The organism is Candidatus Thiothrix phosphatis, assembly GCF_035668035.1.
Taxonomy (GTDB): domain Bacteria; phylum Pseudomonadota; class Gammaproteobacteria; order Thiotrichales; family Thiotrichaceae; genus Thiothrix; species Thiothrix phosphatis.
This window is the reverse complement of the sequence record NZ_JAYMYJ010000029.1, coordinates 93,381-110,060: the sequence shown is the minus strand read 5'-3', so window position 1 is coordinate 110,060 and position 16,680 is coordinate 93,381. Positions and strand designations below refer to the sequence as shown.

Below are 16,680 nucleotides of genomic sequence, written 5' to 3'. Positions count from 1 at the left end.
ACTATTGAATTTATTTGTTAATCAATAAGTTAATATTTTGGAATAATGTCTAATCTGTCGGGTTTTGGTCTGCGCTTCGATGCGTACAGCCTCCATCGCGGTTTCGGTCGCCCGCAATTTCTCGGTGAGTTCTTCGATCAGATGGGTTTGGCCATGCAATTCAGCCAGTTCCTGTTCCTTCTGCTGAACCAATGCAGTCAACACTTCTATTTGTTGTTGGGCCTCGCCGTTGGCCTGTTTTGTCGAAGTGGTTTTCTTGGTCTGTCTGGGGCGGCTGGGGCGCGTTTCGCCTGGCGTTTTGGTATGATTCTCAGACATCGGTACTCCTCGGCAAGTAGAGTGATATTATGTTCATTAAATCACCGCCACCATGTCATGGGAATACAACGCAACATTTCTTAACATTTCTCACTTGAGACAAATGCTATGGTAATAACTATTTGATTCTGCCTATAGAATTTTTGGGAAGCCCCAAATGGAATTCAATGGCAAAGCGTGTAAACGCCGGTTGGTTATAATTATTGTTTTGGCAGGAAGATTTTATGCTGTTGGGGATGGAACACCATAATGGCAAACGATAGGGAGTCCAATAGGAAAAGCAATGATATGAAAAACCGTCAACAATTGGCGCAACAGGCTGAACAGCTCATCAAGGATTATGCGTTTGGTTCTAGTTTGACCGGCTTCATTCCCATCCCATTACTGGACACCGCCGGATTGATCGGAGTGCAGCGGATAATGCTGATGCGTTTGTCCAAACTGTACGGGATTCCGTTTTCCAAACATTTGGCGAAAGCTTGGATCACTACATTGATGACAGGGTTCGTCCCCAAAGCCGCCACGCCTTTGGTGGGAAGTTTTTTGAAGATCATTCCGGGAATCGGCACCTTGGCGGGCGGGACGACAGCCGCTGCCTTAAGCGGCGCATCAACCTATGCAGTTGGCAAAGTGTTCCAACAGCATTTCGAACAGGGCGGGACACTGGAAAATTTTGATCCGCAACAAGCCTCAGGCCCGTTTGAAACGGCGTTAAATCGGGGCATGAAAGAACAGCAAACCTTGAAGCAGAAACTGGCGAACCCTTCAAAATAAAAGTTCGCCAGCCTTGGGGCAGACGGGATTAAGGGTTTTCTGCTGGCGCGTCTGGTTTTGCTGCGTTTTCGGCTGTTTGTTCCGTAGGCGTTTCCGTTATTGTGGCTTCGGCTGCTGGCGCAGTTTCGGCTGCAACAGCGGTTTCGGCTACAACAGCGGTTTCGGCTACAACAGCGGCTGTTTCCACAGCAGCAGCTTCCATGGTTTCTTCCGCTGCCGGTTTTGTCTTTATTGACTCCATAAAAGAACTTGCTGCGTCCTTTAATTTTTTGCTGGTGTCGGTCACCCAATTTTTGGCGGGTTCATCTTTATAAACATAAGTGCTGGCTGCGCCAATTGCTGCACCGACTAGAAAATTCAGTGGGAACATATCCGTCTCCGTTGGTTTTTAAGAAAAGATAAGCGTTGAGTATAACGGCTGCGATACACCTGTAATGTTAAGAAATGTTAAGCACCCTTGTGAAGCGGTGGGAAAACGGGTATCAGCGTTTATGCTTTTGCCGGTTTGCGCCATAAAGCCAATTGTTTTCCCTTTGCCAACTCCCGCTGGAAAACCTGTTTCAGGTTGCTGGTGTTGATGTCATCCAAGGTTCCCCCTGCACTGAAGTGCCGCCTGAAGCTGCGGCCAAGGGCGTAGGTGATTGCGCCGCCTGACAAGGTCAGGATGGCACTTCCGCCCAAGGTGCCGATGCCAAGCGCCAGTTTGGAGGCGCTGCCCAACCCCAACAAGGCAAGCGTCGGCAGGGAGCCGCCCAATATTGCGATCAACGTTGTTTTGACCTTGCCTGCGTCATAGTTCACGCCGTAATGCTGGCAAAGCTGCTTCAACATGTCATGTTGCGCGCCGCTCAAGGCCACCAGGTCAAACAGGGGCAAGGGTGCCAGCCCCATGGCGGAACCTGCCAGCACATAGTTCTTGATCAGGCAGTCCGCCTCCCGGTCACGGATGGTGAGTTTGTTTTCCCCCAGTTCGCTCTGTACGCAACTCAGGCGCGCCGTGAGCTCATCCAGCAAGGTGGCTTGCCGATGGGTCAGGGATTCTTCTGTGCGGGGAAGATTGTCGGTTGCTGGTGTCGGTAAAGTGCTGCTGGTCATCGGTTTGCCGCCCTTATTAAAGCGCTTATTAAAATTTGTCCGGCCAATAGGATAGCAAAAGGTGCCTTGCGGCCGGATGAGCATGTAACAAAACTTAACAAAATACTGCTGAAAACCCATCAGTTGGATTGTTATGATAATGTGCAAAGTCTCGCGGGGCGTGCAATCCATAATGAGTAAAACCATGCAGAAAACTTGGACCCTACAATTGGCTGGCCTGATTGGCGTTGTGCTGTTGTTGTCTTTCACCATTCCCCGCTATGCGCAGATGTTGCCCGAACGTATCGCCCAGCAGGCGCTGCAACAGTTGCATGCGCAAGGCATGGCTTGGGCGGCGGTGCAGGCGGAGGACAGGAACCTGACAGTCAGTGGCAGCGCCGCCAGCCCGGCGCAGCAGCAACAGGCGGTGCAAGCCCTCCAGTCGCTGTGGTATGTCCGTAGTGTGAAAAACGCCATCACGCCCCGGCTCGTGACGCCTTACACCCTGTTTTTGCAATGGGATGGCAAGGCGCTGTCGGTTGATGGCTATGTCAGCAGTGAGGAAGCCAAAACCGCCCTGACCCAGCAATTGGATACGGCGTTTGGCCACAACATCGGCAAAAATGCCGTGCAGGTTGGCGCAGGCGCGCCTGAACATTGGGAAACCTTCGCCGCCGCATTGGTGAGTGCGATCAAACCGCTTGAGTCCGCCTCCATCCGCATGATTGACCAGGCCGTCAGCATTGACGGCAAGGCCAAAACCAGCCAACAGGTCAAGGCCATCCAGCAAACGTTGGAGCCTTTCAGCCAGCAGGGTTATACCCTCAGCTTCAATCTGGTGGCGCTGGACAACGCCGCCGTTGTCTGCCAGCGGGAATTCAACCGCTTGTTGGCGCAGGACAAAATCCTGTTTTCATCCGGCGGTTCCAGCATTGACAGCCGCAGCAACCCGCTGTTACAGGAACTGGCGGACGCCGCAGTCTTCTGCGCGGACTCCACCATCCTGATCAGCGGCCATACCGACAATGTGGGCAGCGAAGAAGACAACCTGAAATTAAGCGAACAGCGCGCAAAAGCCGTCAAAGGTTGGCTGTTCAACGAAGGCGGCGTCCCGCTCGAACGCATGAAAACGGCGGGCAAAGGTTCCAGCGAACCTGTCGCCAGCAATGATGCGGAAGAAGGCCGCGCCAAAAACCGCCGGATCGAATTTACCGTGGAGGGCATTTAACCATGTTGGGTTTACCGCTGGCGTATGAAATGGCGCTGGTCGCCGCTTTGGCCTGCCTGGTCAGCTGGCTGACGGGGCGCGCCTTATGCAAATCGAAAGAGCACGAGGAACGGGCGGCGAAGCAGTCGCTGCAAACCGCCAAAGACCACCTTGACGCCCTGCTGGCGCAAAAAGACGGGGAATTGCAGCAATGGGCGGAACGGCTGCGGACAGAGCAGCAGGCGACGGCGGGTTTGCAACACCAATATGATGCTGCCGTTGCCGAGTTGGGCAGGTTGCAGCCGGAGCATCAGGCCAGCCTGGCTGAAATCCAGGCGTTGGGCAGCTACCGCACCCGCTTTGAAACCTTGCAGCAGGTGCATGAGGGGCAAGCCCAACAGTTTGTCCATTTGCAGGAGGCGTTGCAACAGGGGCAACGGGACATGCAGCAGGCGATGGCTTCCGCCGGACAACGGCAGGCTTCCCTGCAAGCCGAGATTCAAGCGCTGCTGGCGGACAAGCAGGCAGACTCCGCCCGCATCCAGGCGTTGCAAAACGCGCTGGCCGCCCAGGAGCAACAGCAGCAGGCGCTTGCCCGCGATGCCCAGGGTCAGGATGGCCTGATTGCGCAACTGCGCCAGCAAAATGCCGCGCTGCAAGCCGCCAACAGCCAGCAGCAGGCCACCATTGAGGCGCTGAACGCCAAACTGGAGGGCTACCTGCAATCCGTCAATGCCAACAACCAGCGGATTTCATCCCTGCTGGAACGTATGTGATCCGTCCGCCAACTGCCCTTGCAACCACCGGGTAATGCGCTGCTCCAGCCAGTATTCCGCCCGCCACGGCGCATTGCCGCCGACAAAGCCGACATGCCCGCCATGCGCCGCCAGCTCCAGCGTCACGCTGTCACTGAGCATGCTTGCGTCAGGAACCGTGCTTGGGTACATGAACGGGTCATCCTGCGCATGGATGATCAGTGCGGGGGTCTGGATTTGGCTGAGAAATTGTCCAGAACTGCTGCGGGCATAATAATCCTCCGCGCCTGCAAACCCATTCAACGGGGCGGTAACTTGGTCGTCGAACGCAAAGATTGTCCCTAATGCATCCAGCTTGACGGGCAAGGGCGGCTGGCGCTGGCTGAACTTGCGCCGGTAAGCGCCTTTCAGGTTGCGTAGCAGGTATTGCCCGTACACCCGTGCGAAACCGTGCTCCAGTTTGCGGGCGCATTCCTGCAACTGGAAGGGGGTGGATACGGCGACAATGGCTTTCAGGCCGGACGCTGCCCCCGTTTCACCGGCGTATTTGAGGATCAGGTTGCCGCCGAGCGAAAAGCCGACGGCGGCGTCCGGCATTCTGCCGCTGGCGTGCAGGTAGGCCAGCACTTCCGCCACATCCGCCGTCCGCCCGGAATGGTAGCTGCTGGCATGGCGGTTGGGGGTGCCGCTACAGCCACGCAAGTGCATGAAGACGCTGGCGAAACCGGCGTTGTGCAAGGCCAGCAGCAAAGTCTGGGCGTAATGGGAACGCAAGGAGCCTTCCAGCCCATGGATCACCAGCACCAGCGGTGAATTTGGGCGCGGATGCCAGGCAAGGTCGATGAAATCGCCATCCTTCAGCTCCACCCGTTCCGCTTGCAGCTTGAGCTTGGGGCGTGGGCGGAAAAACACCGGCCACAAGGTTTGCAGGTGTGGGGACTGGAGCCACCAGGCAGGGCGAAAGGTGGAGTGGGTCAGTTTGCTCATGAGGGCGTGACGCCTTGTGGTGCGGGTTGAAAAGCAGTTGCCTGCACAATGTACTACATCCTGCTTGCATGCGAAAACGCGGGTTGCACCGCTATGGTGATTTGACGTGTTTCAACATATATTAATATTTAATAATATTCTGGATTTGCGTTAGAATGTAGGCATGGCAAGAGTTTTTATTTCCGCAACCCACAAATCTTCCGGCAAGACCACCTTGTCGATTGGCCTGTGCGCCGCTTTGCGGGCGCAGGGGTTGGCGGTGCAGCCTTTCAAGAAGGGGCCGGATTATATTGACCCCCTATGGCTGGGGGCAGCCAGCGGACGCGCCTGCCATAACCTCGATTTCAACACCATGACGGCAGATGAAATCCTCCACACGCTGCAACATTACGCACGGGACGCCGATGTCGCCCTGATCGAAGCCAACAAGGGGCTGTACGACGGCATGGCACTGGACGGTTCCGACAGCAATGCGGCGGTTGCCCGGTTGACCCGTTCGCCGGTGGTGCTGGTGGTGGACACACGGGGCATGACGCGCGGCGTCGCGCCGTTGCTGCTGGGCTATCAGCAATTCGATACGCAATTGGCTATCGCGGGCATTATTTTCAACCGGGTTGGCGGTGCCCGTCATGCCGCCAAATTGCGTGAATCGGTGGAGTATTACACCGACATTAAAGTGCTGGGGGCAGTCCACAACAATCCTGCGATGGAAATCGAGGAGCGCCATCTGGGTTTGATGCCCAGCAACGAAAGCGGCGAAGCCGAGGCGCAAATCGCCCGTATCCGCGCCTTGGTGGAGGAGCAGGTGGATTTGGCTTTGTTGCGCGCCATTGCAGGCCGGGCGGAAGCGCTCCCTGCCGCACGGGTGGAAACAAGGGCAGAAACACCTGCCCCCGATATCCGCATCGCCATCTGCCAGGACCCTTCCTTCGGTTTTTATTACCCCGGCGACCTTGAGGCCCTGCAACAGGCGGGTGCAGAGCTTGTCCCTGTCAACACGTTGCAGGACGCGGCCTTGCCTACCGGGATTGATGGCCTGTTCATCGGCGGCGGCTTTCCCGAAACCCACATGCGGCAGCTGGCGGCGAATGGCCCCATGCGCGCTTCCATCCGCGCCGCCATCGACAATGGCCTGCCGACGTATGCCGAATGCGGCGGCCTGATGTATTTGTCCCGCCGCCTGGTCTGGGACGGCCAGCAGGCGGAGATGGTTGGCGTCATTCCCGGCGACGCCGTCATGCACCGGAAGCCGCAGGGCAGGGGCTATGTGAAAGTGCAGGAAACCGCCGACATGCCCTGGCCAGGCGGCGGTAGCGCGAAAACCATCAACGCCCATGAGTTCCATTATTCACGGCTCGAAAATTTGACCGCTTCCGGCAAGTTCGCCTACCGTATACAGCGAGGAGCGGGAATCGATGGCCAGCACGATGGCTGGATTTACCGGAATTTATTAGCTTCTTACACGCATATGCGCGACACCTCCCAATACCGGTGGGCGCAGCGTTTTGTTGAATTCATCCGCCAGCAGAAAAGGAAACCGGCCTCATGATTACAGTCACACCACAGGCAGCCACCCAGATCCGCACTTCAGCCGTGCAAAGCAACGCCCTGGGCTTGCCATTGCGGATTGCCATCCAGCAAAAGGCGGATGGTTCCTTCCACTACATGATGGGGTTCGATGACCAACAGCGGGATGGCGACCAGACCCAAAACTTCGGTGACTTTTTGGTGGTGTTGGATGTCGCCTCCCAGCCATTGGCCCAGGGCATGACGCTGGATTTTGTCGAATTGGACGGCACGCTGGAATTCATCTTCATCAATCCGAACGACCCCAATCACCAGCCACCGCAGGCGTAATGGCATGGCTGACAGCGCAGTCAAGCTCCAGGTTCCGGCCGCTTCCAGCCCTCAAGGGGGTGCAGAGAAGGGGGCTGTCCCCGCTGCCTCAAGAAACAAGTATTGGGCAAGCCAGGAAGGCCGCCCAGTGATTGACCTGCCGTGGCAGGCACAGGTGAGCCTGATGCTGTTGCTGTTTACCTTTACTGTGATTGGCGCAGTGTATTTCTGGGCGACCACCAACAACATTAAGTATGAATGGGTGGCGTCCCTGATGACGGGCCTGTGGATTGGGTCTGGGATCGGTGGTTTTTTGCTGCTGTATTGGGTGTGGCGGGAGTTTTCCCGTTTTGGCACAGAGCTTTCCCGCTGGGCGATCCGCCTGCGCAAGGGGGATTTCAGCGCCCGCATGCCAATCGCCAGCAAGAGTTGCCCGTCCCGCAAGATCCGGGAACAGATCAACGCCATTACCGAGGATTACCACGCATTGTCACGGATGCAACAAAAGCGCATGGATCGGCAAGAAAAGTACCTGAGCCAGAAAAAACGCCACCTCAGCATCCTGTATGAGGTGGCCAGTTGCATCAACCGCGCCGACAGCCTGGAAGACTTGCTCAAGCGTTTCCTGCACACCTTGAAGGAGGTGGTCAACGCTGAGGCCGCCACCGTGCGCCTGCTGGACCGTGACGGCAAGATGCGGCTGGTGTCCAGCGTCGGCCTGACGCCGGATGCGGTCAAGCTGGAGGAAACCTTGCCGATGCCGAACTGTTTATGCGGTTACGCCGCCCGCGACCGGCAGATCAAGATGCGCACCGATGTTGCCCAGTGCAGCCGCATCCTTGGCAGGCCGTTGTGCGCAGGCGTGCAGGATGTGGAAATGCTGGCGATTCCCCTGCAATACCGCGACAAGATTCTGGGCGTCTACAACCTGTTCATCCGGCAGGGGCGTTACGACAAACTGGAGGATGACGAACTGTTGGTCAGCATCGGCCAGCATCTGGGGATGGCGATTGAAAAAGCCGCCAGTGAGGAAGACATGCGCACCCTGTCCATTATGGAGGAGCGCACCCGGATGGCGCACGAACTGCATGATTCCCTGGCCCAGACGCTCGCCAGCCTGCGTTTCAAGGTGCGTCTGCTGGACGATTCCTTCAACCGTGGCGACGAAGCCGAAATGTGGCAGGAACTGGAGGCGCTGGAAAACACCATCGACGAGGCCTATGCCGAATTGCGCAGCCTGATCACCGATTTCCGTGCGCCGATTGACGGCAAGGGCGTGGTGCGCGTGGTGGAGCGCCTGACCGAGCGGTTCAAGCAGGAAACCGGGCTGGAGGTGTTTTTCTACCATAACTGGGCGCTGAAGGATCTGTCGCGTGAAGTGGAGGTGGAAGTCATCCGCATCGTCCAGGAAGCCCTCGCCAACATCCGCAAGCACAGCAAGGCCTCCACCGTGCGCTTGCTGATGCACAGCACCGAAGAGGGGCGTTGCAGCATTTTGGTGGAAGATGATGGCGTCGGCTTGCCCGACCCGTTGCCTGAACCCAACCCAACCACCGGCGAACAGATCGGTCTGCGCATCATGCAGGAGCGCGCGGAAAAGATCAGCGGCGAGATACAGTTTGAAAGTGAACCGGGCGAAGGTACACTCATACAATTGAATTTCGAAGCGCCGCCGTCCAAAAAACTGTCCGACCTGATTGGCTCCCAGCCCATTGGCGTGACTCAATGAGCGTTGATTGCCCATGAATGAAAAAGTATTGCTGATAGATGACCACACCTTGTTTCGGGCGGGTTTGGAAGACCTGCTGACCCGGCGCGGCATCCGGGTGGTGGCGGCTGTCGGCAGCGGCGATGAGGGGCTGGCCGCCGCCGCTGCGCTGTCACCGGATATTGTGTTGCTGGATATGCGCATGCCGCAAATGGATGGCCTCAATGTGTTGCGGCTATTGCGCAAGAACAATCCGGCGTTGCGCGTGGTGATGCTCACCACCAGCAGCAATGAAAACGACCTGGTTGAAGCATTGCGCAGTGGTGCACGCGGTTACCTGCTGAAAGACATTGAGCCCGATGAGCTGGTGGTGGCGCTGCGTGAAATTGTCGCGGGCAAGACCGTGGTGGCACCGGAACTGGCGCCTGTGCTGGCCAGGGTGGTGCAGGGTGGCGATGGGCGGGCTGCCGATGACAAAAGCGCCAGCCCATTTTCCGAGCTGACGCCGCGCGAATATGAAATCCTCACGCTGCTGGCGGAGGGGCAGAGCAACAAGGTCATCGCCCGTAACCTCGGCATTTCCGACGGCACCGTCAAGCTGCATGTGAAAGCCATTTTGCGCAAGTTGAATGTCAGCTCCCGCATCACTGCCGCAGTGATGGCGGTGGAGCACGGCATCCGCAGCGAGTCGGCTGGCTCCGAATAAAAAAATCAGGAGTATGTGAAGCACCATGACCCGGAAGACCTTTATGGCGCTGGTCGCTGATGTATTGCCTCATATTCGGGAGCTTATGCCCTGGGATGTTGAGGAAATGCTGGCGGCCAACCCCGACCTTATGGTCGTCGACATCCGTGAGTTGGAAGAGTACGACGCTGGCCATATCCGCAATTCCCTACATGCGCCGCGCGGCATCCTGGAATCCGCCTGCGACTGGGGGTATGCCGAAACCATTCCCGAACTGGCGCGGGCGCGTGACAAGCCGGTTGTGCTGGTGTGCCGTTCCGGTAACCGGACGGCGCTGGCCGCCCTGACACTGGCGCTGATGGGCTACTCCCAGGTGTATTCCATGAAAACCGGCGTCCGTGGATGGAATGATTACGAGCTGCCGCTGTATGACGCCGCCGGGAATCAGGTCGATATCGATAGGGCGGAAGAAGACCTGAACCCGCCGGTGCGCCCCGACCAACTGGAACCCAAGGGTGTTGCCAGTTGAGCAAAAGGTGAATACATTTTTTGTATGTATTCCACCACATATTAGTAAAATAAAAAACCTTCATGTATCTTTTTTACGACATATCTGCTAATTTGTTGCGAAACAGGCTTATTGGGTCAAAATACAATCAGGAGAAGCAGAATGAAACAAAGATGCCATGGATGGGCAGGTGTCATGTTGGTATTGGCTGCAGGGCTATCCCTGTCGGCTTGTTCCGGGGTTTCCCAGCAGGTATCCGATATGATGTCCTCCCTCAACCCGTTCCAGCAAAAATCAGAAGAGACAGCGCCTGCCGCCGCCACCCCGGCCACCCCAGCAGGGCAGGACATACCGGCGGCTCCGGCCCGCAGCTATCGGGTGGAAATCCACCCGTCTACCCATGCGGATGGGACTAAGGATGTGGAAGTCAATTTGGAGGGCAACCATCAATGCACCACGTTCTGCGCCTTGCCCATGCGCAAGCCGCCTGCTGCTGCCCAGTAGGCTCAGGAACTGCACGACAACATCGAACATCCCGCCTTATGGCGCGCCCATTCCGGGCGCTTTTCCGCAAATTTCGCTTGCTGTGGCTGCTCGTCGTAAGGGCGGCGCAGCACATCCAGCAACTCCATGATCATGCTGCTATCCCCTTCGGCTGCCTTGTCGATCGCTTGTTGGGCGAGGTAATTGCGCAGGACAAAGCGCGGGTTGGCGGCGTCCATACGGCTACGGCGCTCGCCCATTGGCAGGTTGTCGGCCTGTAACCGTTCGCGGTATTGCTGTAGCCAATTTTCCCAGTCATCCCGGTGTTCGCGTAACAAATCCTCACGGTAGAAGGCGGGCAGCAATGGCTCCAGGCTGGGTTGCCGCCAATCCACTGCGGCCAGGTTGCGGAAAAACAGTGTCAAATCCACTTCAGTCTGGTGCATGAGCTCAAAGGCACGGTTGATCCAGGGCGCATCCGCATCCGACAGCACGCGGATGCCGAACTTGGCGGCCAGCATGGAGCCAAAAGTTTCACTGTAAGTGTCGGCGTAAAGCTGCAATCCGGCCTGCAATACGCCCGCATCGGTGATGACCGGCCTGAGGGCGTCGCGCAAACGGGCAAGGTTCCAGTGGCCGATGTAAGGTTGCTGCCCGTAGGCATAGCGGCGGCCTTGCGCATCGGTGGTGTTGGGCGTCCACATCGGGTCGTAATCTTCCAGCCAGCCGTAGGGGCCGTAGTCGATGGTCAGGCCGAGGATCGACATGTTGTCGGTGTTCATGACGCCGTGGACAAAGCCGACCCGCATCCAGTGCGCCATCATCACGGCGGTGCGGCGGCAGATTTCCAGAAACCACTGGCTGCGCTTTTCCTGCACATCGCCTTGCAGTTCGGGGTAGTCGCGGCTGATGGTGAAATCCGCCAGTTGTGCCAGCAGGCCGAGGTCGCCACGGCTGTTGGGCAGCTCGAAATTGCCGAAGCGGACGAAGGAAGGCGCGACGCGACAGACAATGGCCCCTGGCTCCACTTCCGGGTTGCCGTCATAGAACATGTCGCGCACCACGCCGTCGCCAGTCGCCACCAGGCTGAGGGCGCGGGTGGTGGGGACGCCGAGGTGATGCATGGCTTCGCTGCACAGGAATTCGCGCACCGAGGAGCGCAAGACGGCGCGTCCGTCAGCACGGCGCGAATAGGGGGTGGGGCCTGCGCCTTTCAATTGCAATTCCCAGCGCTGGCCTTGCGCATTGACGGTTTCACCCAGACTGATGGCGCGCCCGTCACCCAGTTGCCCTGCCCAGCCGCCGAACTGGTGGCCGCCGTAGTTGGCTGCGTAAGGCTGCATACCGGGCAGCAGCGTGTTGCCCGCGAACGCCTGCGCAAAATCGGGGTCGGCGATGTCGGCCTCCGTCCAGCCCAGCAGTTGCGCAACCTCCGGCGAATGCGCCAGCAGCCGGGGGGCGGAAACCGGGGTGGGCTTCACCGCCGACCAGAACGCGTCGTAGACCTGCCGGGGGATATTGATCCCGTCGGTGTCGCCGGGCAGTTCGCGGATGAAACGGTTGTCGAAGTTCAGGGCTTGCATGCGTGGTCCCGTGGTTGCAATCGCTTAAGCAAACCAGAGGGGGGATGCCGTGTCGAGAAGCCGCAATGGGCGGGGTGGATTGGAATCTGCCCATGTTATTGCAATACCTGCCCCATCCTTTCCCATTTTACCTCGCCATGGTTGACGGATAGCCATATTTGGCGGGCCTTGCCGACCACGTCCTGCAAGGGGACGGTGCCGAAAAAGCGCGAGTCATTGCTGGCGGTGCGGTTGTCGCCCATGACGAAGACGCTGGCGGGCGGCACGGTCATCTCGGTCTGCGGCAATTCCGTTCTGGTGTTGGCCCAGTAGGCTCGCCACTGGCGTTTGCCATCCGTTTCGGTCACGCGCCGACCCCCATTTTGCCCCGGCTCTTCCAGCAGGCGGGTGGATTTGCCATTGATGAACACCTCGTCACCCCTGATCTTTACCCTGTCGCCCGGCAAGCCGATGATGCGCTTGATGAAGTACAGGGTGCGGTTATTGGGGTAGACGAAGATCGCAATGTCCCCGCGTTGCACCGCCTGTTTGACACCGGGCCGGTTGTAGCGCTTGTCAGCAAACAGCAGGTCGCCAGTCATCACGGTCGGCTCCATGCTACCGGAAGGCACGCGGAACGACTCCACCAGATTCCGCCGCACGTAATCGGTCAGTAGCGGCAACGCCAGCACGCTGCACAGGATCAGCACCAATACATACACGCCGCTTTGCTGCCAGCCTTGCAATACGTAATCCTGCTGGCGGCGAGCGCTGCGGAAAGCGTCAATCATCCCGTATAGCCACAGCGCCAACAACAGTAGCAGACTGCCAAGTAAGGCGGGCAGCATCAGGTCGGGTGGCAGGTACAGCGCAACCAGCGCGATCGCCGGTATGATCAGTAGCGTAAAGCCGAGAAACAGCCAGACCGCCTTGTTGGCCTCGCCGTTATACAGCTGCCCGTAGCCCGGCAGGATGAACGACATCAACAGCGCAAACAAAGGCTTGCGGCGCTTGATGCGTGGGGATATGTCGGTTTGCATATTTGAGTGTCCCTTGTTTTGTGCTTGCGTGGTTATACCGGCGGTAGGGTGGAAGGTTACCGTTTTGCGCCTGAAGCTGAAACAGTATACTGCGGCCCTATGCAAGAACTCGTCCCCGCCCGTATCCAGCTTGATGAAACCGGCACGCCCTATGCGCCGGATTTCGCCGATTGTTATTTTTCCCGTCAGGATGGGCTGGCGGAAACCCGTCATGTGTTCCTGTCTGGCAACCATTTGCCGCAACGCTGGCGGGGCAAGGGGCAGTTTGTCATTGCGGAAACCGGCTTTGGCTCCGGGCTGAACTTTCTTGCAACTTGGCAGGCGTGGCGGGCAGACCCGCAGCGTTGTGGGCGGCTGCATTTCATTTCCATCGAAAAGCATCCGATAGCAAAGCAGGCCCTGCGCGAATTACTGGCGGCCTGGCCAGAACTCCAGCCCTTCGCTGCCGAACTGTTGGAAAACTATCCGCCACTGCTGGCCGGTTTCCATCGTCTGACCTTGGGGCAGGGGCGCGTTACCCTGACCCTGTGTTTCATGGATGTGCAGGAAGCGTTGGCGGAACTGGTGGCGCGGGTGGACGCCTGGTATCTGGATGGGTTTGCGCCCGCCCGTAATCCGGCGATGTGGGCGCTGCCGGTCATGCAGGCCATCGCCGACCTCAGTCAGGCAGGCGCGACGCTGGCGACGTTCACGGTGGCGGGCGACGTGCGCCGCCATTTGCAGGCTGCCGGTTTTACCGTGGAAAAGCGCAAGGGGTTCGGCAAAAAGCGCGAAATGTTGGCCGCGACGGCGGGTGGCATTTCGCCGGTTTCCCAGCTTCCCGCCTGGTTCGCCTTGCCGGAGCCTGCTGCGGGGCGGCGCGCCAGCATCATCGGCGGCGGCGTGGCGGGTTGCCAGATCGCCCATGCCCTGGCGCAACGCGGTTGGCGGGTTGTCTTGCTGGAACGCCACGCCCGGTTGGCGCTGGAGGCTTCCGGCAACCGGGCAGGGGTGTTGACGCCGAAAATGACCGCCGAAGCCGGTTGGGGCGAACGTTTTTACCGGCAGGCATTCCTGTTCGCCCTTCGTCAGCTTCGCCAGTTGGAGGCCGCCGGGCATGACATTGATTGGGCGCAATGCGGCGCGCTGCAACTGGCGCATGAACCGCGTGAAGCCGCCCGCCAGCAGGCGATTCGTGCGCGTGGGTTGCCGGAAGATTTCGTGCAGATACTAGAGGTGGAAGAGGCCGCCGCCATCGCTGGTGTGCCATTGTCGGTCGGCGCGAGCCACTTCCCGCAGGCGGGTTGGCTGAATCCGGCCAGTTTGTGCGCGGCATTGACGGCGCATGACAATATTGAAGTCCGTACCCTGACGCAGGCCGATGCGGTTCCCACCGACGGCGTTACCGTGATTGCCAGCGGGCGGGAGGCGGGCCAGTTCGGGCAAAGCGCATTCCTGCCATTTTTGCCGGTCATGGGGCAGACCAGCCGGGCGCAGGCGTCGGATGACAGTGCCAAGCTTAAAACCGCCCTGGGGCATGAGGGTTATCTGACGCCAGCAGTGGCCGGGCGGCATATCTTTGGCGCAACGTTTGTGCGCAATGTCCGTGAAGCGTTCCTGGATGCGGGGGCGGATGCGGCCAATTTCCGGCAGCTTGCACATTACCTGCCCGCATTGGCGGCATTGCTGGGAACAGTTGAAAGCAGTCATGCCGCCATCCGTATGACAACGCCAGATCGGTATCCGGTGGTGGGGGCGCTGCCGGATGTGGCGTTTTTCCAGGAGGCGTATGCCGATTTACAGCATGGCCGGGCAAGGCAGGCGTTTCCGGCGGCGCAGTATCAGGCAGGGTTGTCCATTATGGCGGGGTTTGGTTCCCGTGGCCTGACGACCAGCGGGTTGTGTGCGGAGGTGTTGGCGGCGCAATTGAGCGGGGAGCCATTGCCCTTGCAGGCGACCTTGTACGGTAGCCTGCACCCGGCGCGTTTTCTGATCCGGCAATGCAGGCGCGGGTAGCAAGAAGCTTACGGTTTGGTGGCCTCTGTCTTGTTGGCAGCCACTTTGTCAGCGGCGGCTTTATCAGCGGCGGCTTTATCAGCGGCGGCTTTATCAGCAGCTACCTTATCGGCGGCGGCTTTGTCATCAGCAGTGCGCAATTGCTTGATTTGTGCGTCCAACGCTTGGTTCCGGGCGTTATCTTGCTCCAGGGTCTGTTGCAGGCGAAGGTTTTCCTGCTGCAATGTCTCCACTTGCTGCAATACCTGCTGAAGGGAGTTAAGCATCTTGTTATAGCGCTCTCGTTCTGCGGGTGTCAGTTTCGCCAGTTCCGCTTTCGAGAGGGTTGGAGTGGTGGTGGGGGCAGGCGCTGTGGCTGTTTTTGGGGTGGCTGATGCGGCGGTAGGGGTGGCAGGCGCTGCGGCTGTTTTTGGGGCGGACGCTGCGGCGGCAGGTGCCGGGGTCGTTTTTGGGGCCGGTGATGCGGCGGTGGGGGTGGCTGGCGCTGTGGCTGTTTTTGGGGCCGGTGATGCAGCGGCAGCAGGTGCCGGAGCTATTTTGGGTGCAGGTGCTGCTTTTGGGGAGGGCGTTTCGGGCGTGGCCGGTTTGGTTGCCGGGTCGCCCGCTGCTGGGTGGGCGTTGGCAGGTGGTTCCTTGAACGGGCTGGTGAAAACGATCTCAGGCGGCTGATTGGGTTTTGCGCCTGGCGATAGGTACAGCATGGCGGCTCCGCCCATCAACATAATGGTGGCGAGCGCGCCAATGAGGGTAATAGGGTCTTTAGTGGGCATGGGTAAACAGCTTTTGCCACCAGTGACGGCGGTTGTTGGGTTGGGGCAGGGCGGCGGGCAAGTTGATGGGTTGCATCCTGGACAGTATCCAGCCGGGAAGGGGAGGGCTGCCGCTGGAGCCGCAGGTTGATCCCAGATTGTGCGGGTCAAAAACCTTGATGTAGGAGGGCGCTTGCATGTCGTCGGCATAAACGATGCCGCAGTAATCTTCGTCATGGTCTTGCCGCAGCAATTTGTCCAACTCCTGTATGACCTTGGCCAAAGCCTCGCCCCTCAGGGCTGTGGTGGGCGGTTCCTCCCCCACTGCATAGACATACCAGCCATTTTCGTTGTTTGTTAACACTTTTCGCCAGAGTTCATCCAGTTGATGCCAGCGCAGGACGCCGGAAAAATAGCCACGGAAGGCTTGCAGGTAAGGGTGTTCTTCGCTCATGAGAAACTGTCTTCAATATAAAGTGCAGTCAGCATAATTGGTGGATAAGCGATACTCAAGGGTAGGGGCATTTTTTAATGCATACAATTGACATGGCTATATGCCTCAATTACGATGCTTGCCCATTGCTAGGTTAAATAGTAGCAAAATTGGAGGAGTAGGCGTATTGAGTCCGTCTCGCCGAGAGTCCAGTTGAGAAAAACCTTTATCCTTCCCCGGATGTTTCAAAATCCCGTATTCCTAAAATTCCAGGAGACAAGCAATGAATAAAATCACGATCAGCATTTCCGCGCTCATTTTGGCGCTGGGTGTTTTGAATGGCTGTGGCGAGAAAAAAGAGGAAGCAGCGAAAGCTGAAGCTCCTGCCGCCAAACAGGAAGGTATGAGCGGCATGGGCGGCATGTCCGGCGAGCAGACTGGCATGTCAGGCATGGGCGGCATGTCCGGCGAGCAGACTGGCATGTCAGGCATGGGCGGCATGTCCGGCGAACAGACTGGCATGTCAGGCATGGGCGGCATGTCCGGCGAACAGACTGGCATGTCAG

19 protein-coding genes are annotated in these 16,680 nt (G+C 58.4%); 11 read left to right on the top strand and 8 right to left on the bottom strand.

Annotation, left to right across the window (positions count from 1 at the left end):
• Positions 1-21: 21 nt before the first annotated feature.
• Positions 22-318 (bottom strand): hypothetical protein, encoded by a 297-nt coding sequence (locus VSS37_RS03650; protein ID WP_324693301.1) that lies wholly within the window; start codon positions 316-318, stop codon positions 22-24.
• Between the two features lie 288 nt (positions 319-606).
• On the opposite strand from VSS37_RS03650, the gene VSS37_RS03645 reads away from it, so the two are divergent.
• Positions 607-1,092 (top strand): YcjF family protein, encoded by a 486-nt coding sequence (locus tag VSS37_RS03645; protein ID WP_324693300.1) that lies wholly within the window; start codon positions 607-609, stop codon positions 1,090-1,092.
• Positions 1,093-1,120: 28 nt separating this feature from the next.
• Here the strand turns inward: VSS37_RS03645 and VSS37_RS03640 are convergent, their stop codons facing one another.
• Both VSS37_RS03640 and VSS37_RS03635 read right to left on the bottom strand, forming a co-directional pair.
• The gene (locus VSS37_RS03640) at positions 1,121-1,462 is read right to left on the bottom strand and encodes a hypothetical protein (protein WP_324693299.1); all 342 of its coding nucleotides are present in this window, start codon (positions 1,460-1,462) and stop codon (positions 1,121-1,123) included.
• Positions 1,463-1,581: 119 nt separating this feature from the next.
• A complete protein-coding gene (locus VSS37_RS03635) occupies positions 1,582-2,187 on the bottom strand; it encodes a YcjF family protein (protein WP_324693298.1) in 606 nt (201 codons plus the stop codon).
• A gap of 184 nt (positions 2,188-2,371) precedes the next feature.
• Between VSS37_RS03635 and VSS37_RS03630 the strand changes: the two genes are divergently transcribed.
• Positions 2,372-3,394: an OmpA family protein gene (locus tag VSS37_RS03630; protein ID WP_324693297.1), complete on the top strand. Its 1,023-nt coding sequence runs from the start codon at positions 2,372-2,374 to the stop codon at positions 3,392-3,394.
• A 2-nt stretch (positions 3,395-3,396) separates the two neighbouring features.
• A complete protein-coding gene (locus VSS37_RS03625; protein WP_324693296.1) occupies positions 3,397-4,149 on the top strand; it encodes a coiled-coil domain-containing protein in 753 nt (250 codons plus the stop codon).
• Here VSS37_RS03625 and VSS37_RS03620 read toward each other — a convergent pair.
• Positions 4,126-5,115, bottom strand: coding sequence for a hydrolase (locus tag VSS37_RS03620; RefSeq protein WP_324693295.1), 990 nt, complete (start codon positions 5,113-5,115; stop codon positions 4,126-4,128). The genes VSS37_RS03625 and VSS37_RS03620 overlap by 24 nt on opposite strands.
• Positions 5,116-5,278: 163 nt before the next feature.
• Here VSS37_RS03620 and VSS37_RS03615 point away from each other — a divergent pair, with 163 nt between their 5' ends.
• The 6 genes from VSS37_RS03615 (at position 5,279) to VSS37_RS03590 (ending at position 10,356) form a co-directional block, all read left to right on the top strand.
• Positions 5,279-6,664: a cobyrinic acid a,c-diamide synthase CobB gene (locus VSS37_RS03615; RefSeq protein ID WP_324693294.1), complete on the top strand. Its 1,386-nt coding sequence runs from the start codon at positions 5,279-5,281 to the stop codon at positions 6,662-6,664.
• Positions 6,661-6,972: a HesB/IscA family protein gene (locus VSS37_RS03610; protein WP_324693293.1), complete on the top strand. Its 312-nt coding sequence runs from the start codon at positions 6,661-6,663 to the stop codon at positions 6,970-6,972. Before VSS37_RS03615 ends, VSS37_RS03610 begins: the two co-directional genes overlap by 4 nt.
• 4 nt (positions 6,973-6,976) lie before the next feature.
• Entirely contained in the window at positions 6,977-8,680 is a 1,704-nt protein-coding gene (locus VSS37_RS03605; RefSeq protein ID WP_324693292.1) for a GAF domain-containing sensor histidine kinase, read from the top strand.
• Positions 8,681-8,693: 13 nt separating this feature from the next.
• Positions 8,694-9,365, top strand: a complete 672-nt coding sequence (locus VSS37_RS03600) for a response regulator (RefSeq protein WP_324693291.1) — start codon at positions 8,694-8,696, stop codon at positions 9,363-9,365.
• A 25-nt stretch (positions 9,366-9,390) separates the two neighbouring features.
• Positions 9,391-9,873, top strand: a complete 483-nt coding sequence (locus VSS37_RS03595) for a rhodanese-like domain-containing protein (RefSeq protein WP_324693290.1) — start codon at positions 9,391-9,393, stop codon at positions 9,871-9,873.
• A 141-nt stretch (positions 9,874-10,014) separates the two neighbouring features.
• Positions 10,015-10,356 (top strand): hypothetical protein, encoded by a 342-nt coding sequence (locus VSS37_RS03590; RefSeq protein WP_324693289.1) that lies wholly within the window; start codon positions 10,015-10,017, stop codon positions 10,354-10,356.
• 2 nt (positions 10,357-10,358) lie between these two features.
• On the opposite strand, the gene VSS37_RS03585 is transcribed toward VSS37_RS03590, so the two are convergent.
• The gene (locus VSS37_RS03585) at positions 10,359-11,918 is read right to left on the bottom strand and encodes a protein adenylyltransferase SelO (RefSeq protein ID WP_324693288.1); all 1,560 of its coding nucleotides are present in this window, start codon (positions 11,916-11,918) and stop codon (positions 10,359-10,361) included.
• 95 nt (positions 11,919-12,013) lie between these two features.
• A complete protein-coding gene (gene lepB, locus VSS37_RS03580) occupies positions 12,014-12,937 on the bottom strand; it encodes a signal peptidase I (protein WP_324693287.1) in 924 nt (307 codons plus the stop codon).
• A 99-nt stretch (positions 12,938-13,036) separates the two neighbouring features.
• Here lepB and mnmC point away from each other — a divergent pair, with 99 nt between their 5' ends.
• Positions 13,037-14,932: a bifunctional tRNA (5-methylaminomethyl-2-thiouridine)(34)-methyltransferase MnmC2/FAD-dependent 5-carboxymethylaminomethyl-2-thiouridine(34) oxidoreductase MnmC1 gene (gene mnmC, locus VSS37_RS03575; RefSeq protein ID WP_324693286.1), complete on the top strand. Its 1,896-nt coding sequence runs from the start codon at positions 13,037-13,039 to the stop codon at positions 14,930-14,932.
• Positions 14,933-14,940: 8 nt separating this feature from the next.
• Here mnmC and VSS37_RS03570 read toward each other — a convergent pair whose 3' ends face one another.
• Together VSS37_RS03570 and VSS37_RS03565 are read right to left on the bottom strand one after the other, a co-directional pair.
• Complete coding sequence (locus tag VSS37_RS03570) at positions 14,941-15,702, bottom strand: hypothetical protein (RefSeq protein WP_324693285.1); 762 nt, start codon at positions 15,700-15,702, stop codon at positions 14,941-14,943.
• Positions 15,692-16,135, bottom strand: a complete 444-nt coding sequence (locus tag VSS37_RS03565; protein WP_324693284.1) for a hypothetical protein — start codon at positions 16,133-16,135, stop codon at positions 15,692-15,694. The genes VSS37_RS03570 and VSS37_RS03565 overlap by 11 nt, the downstream gene beginning before the upstream one ends.
• Before the next feature lie 262 nt (positions 16,136-16,397).
• Between VSS37_RS03565 and VSS37_RS03560 the strand changes: the two genes are divergently transcribed.
• The coding region (locus VSS37_RS03560) for a hypothetical protein (RefSeq protein WP_324693283.1) at positions 16,398-16,680 on the top strand (283 nt) is incomplete at its 3' end.

Excerpts from the sequence above, each read along its gene's own strand:
- VSS37_RS03650 (WP_324693301.1), bottom strand. The coding sequence starts at position 318 with ATGTCTGAGAATCATACCAAAACGCCAGGCGAAACGCGCCCCAGCCGC.
- VSS37_RS03645 (WP_324693300.1), top strand. The coding sequence starts at position 607 with ATGAAAAACCGTCAACAATTGGCGCAACAGGCTGAACAGCTCATCAAG.
- VSS37_RS03640 (WP_324693299.1), bottom strand. The coding sequence starts at position 1,462 with ATGTTCCCACTGAATTTTCTAGTCGGTGCAGCAATTGGCGCAGCCAGC.
- VSS37_RS03635 (WP_324693298.1), bottom strand. The coding sequence starts at position 2,187 with ATGACCAGCAGCACTTTACCGACACCAGCAACCGACAATCTTCCCCGC.
- VSS37_RS03630 (WP_324693297.1), top strand. The coding sequence starts at position 2,372 with ATGCAGAAAACTTGGACCCTACAATTGGCTGGCCTGATTGGCGTTGTG.
- VSS37_RS03625 (WP_324693296.1), top strand. The coding sequence starts at position 3,397 with ATGTTGGGTTTACCGCTGGCGTATGAAATGGCGCTGGTCGCCGCTTTG.
- VSS37_RS03620 (WP_324693295.1), bottom strand. The coding sequence starts at position 5,115 with ATGAGCAAACTGACCCACTCCACCTTTCGCCCTGCCTGGTGGCTCCAG.
- VSS37_RS03615 (WP_324693294.1), top strand. The coding sequence starts at position 5,279 with ATGGCAAGAGTTTTTATTTCCGCAACCCACAAATCTTCCGGCAAGACC.
- VSS37_RS03610 (WP_324693293.1), top strand. The coding sequence starts at position 6,661 with ATGATTACAGTCACACCACAGGCAGCCACCCAGATCCGCACTTCAGCC.
- VSS37_RS03605 (WP_324693292.1), top strand. The coding sequence starts at position 6,977 with ATGGCTGACAGCGCAGTCAAGCTCCAGGTTCCGGCCGCTTCCAGCCCT.
- VSS37_RS03600 (WP_324693291.1), top strand. The coding sequence starts at position 8,694 with ATGAATGAAAAAGTATTGCTGATAGATGACCACACCTTGTTTCGGGCG.
- VSS37_RS03595 (WP_324693290.1), top strand. The coding sequence starts at position 9,391 with ATGACCCGGAAGACCTTTATGGCGCTGGTCGCTGATGTATTGCCTCAT.
- VSS37_RS03590 (WP_324693289.1), top strand. The coding sequence starts at position 10,015 with ATGAAACAAAGATGCCATGGATGGGCAGGTGTCATGTTGGTATTGGCT.
- VSS37_RS03585 (WP_324693288.1), bottom strand. The coding sequence starts at position 11,918 with ATGCAAGCCCTGAACTTCGACAACCGTTTCATCCGCGAACTGCCCGGC.
- lepB (WP_324693287.1), bottom strand. The coding sequence starts at position 12,937 with ATGCAAACCGACATATCCCCACGCATCAAGCGCCGCAAGCCTTTGTTT.
- mnmC (WP_324693286.1), top strand. The coding sequence starts at position 13,037 with ATGCAAGAACTCGTCCCCGCCCGTATCCAGCTTGATGAAACCGGCACG.
- VSS37_RS03570 (WP_324693285.1), bottom strand. The coding sequence starts at position 15,702 with ATGCCCACTAAAGACCCTATTACCCTCATTGGCGCGCTCGCCACCATT.
- VSS37_RS03565 (WP_324693284.1), bottom strand. The coding sequence starts at position 16,135 with ATGAGCGAAGAACACCCTTACCTGCAAGCCTTCCGTGGCTATTTTTCC.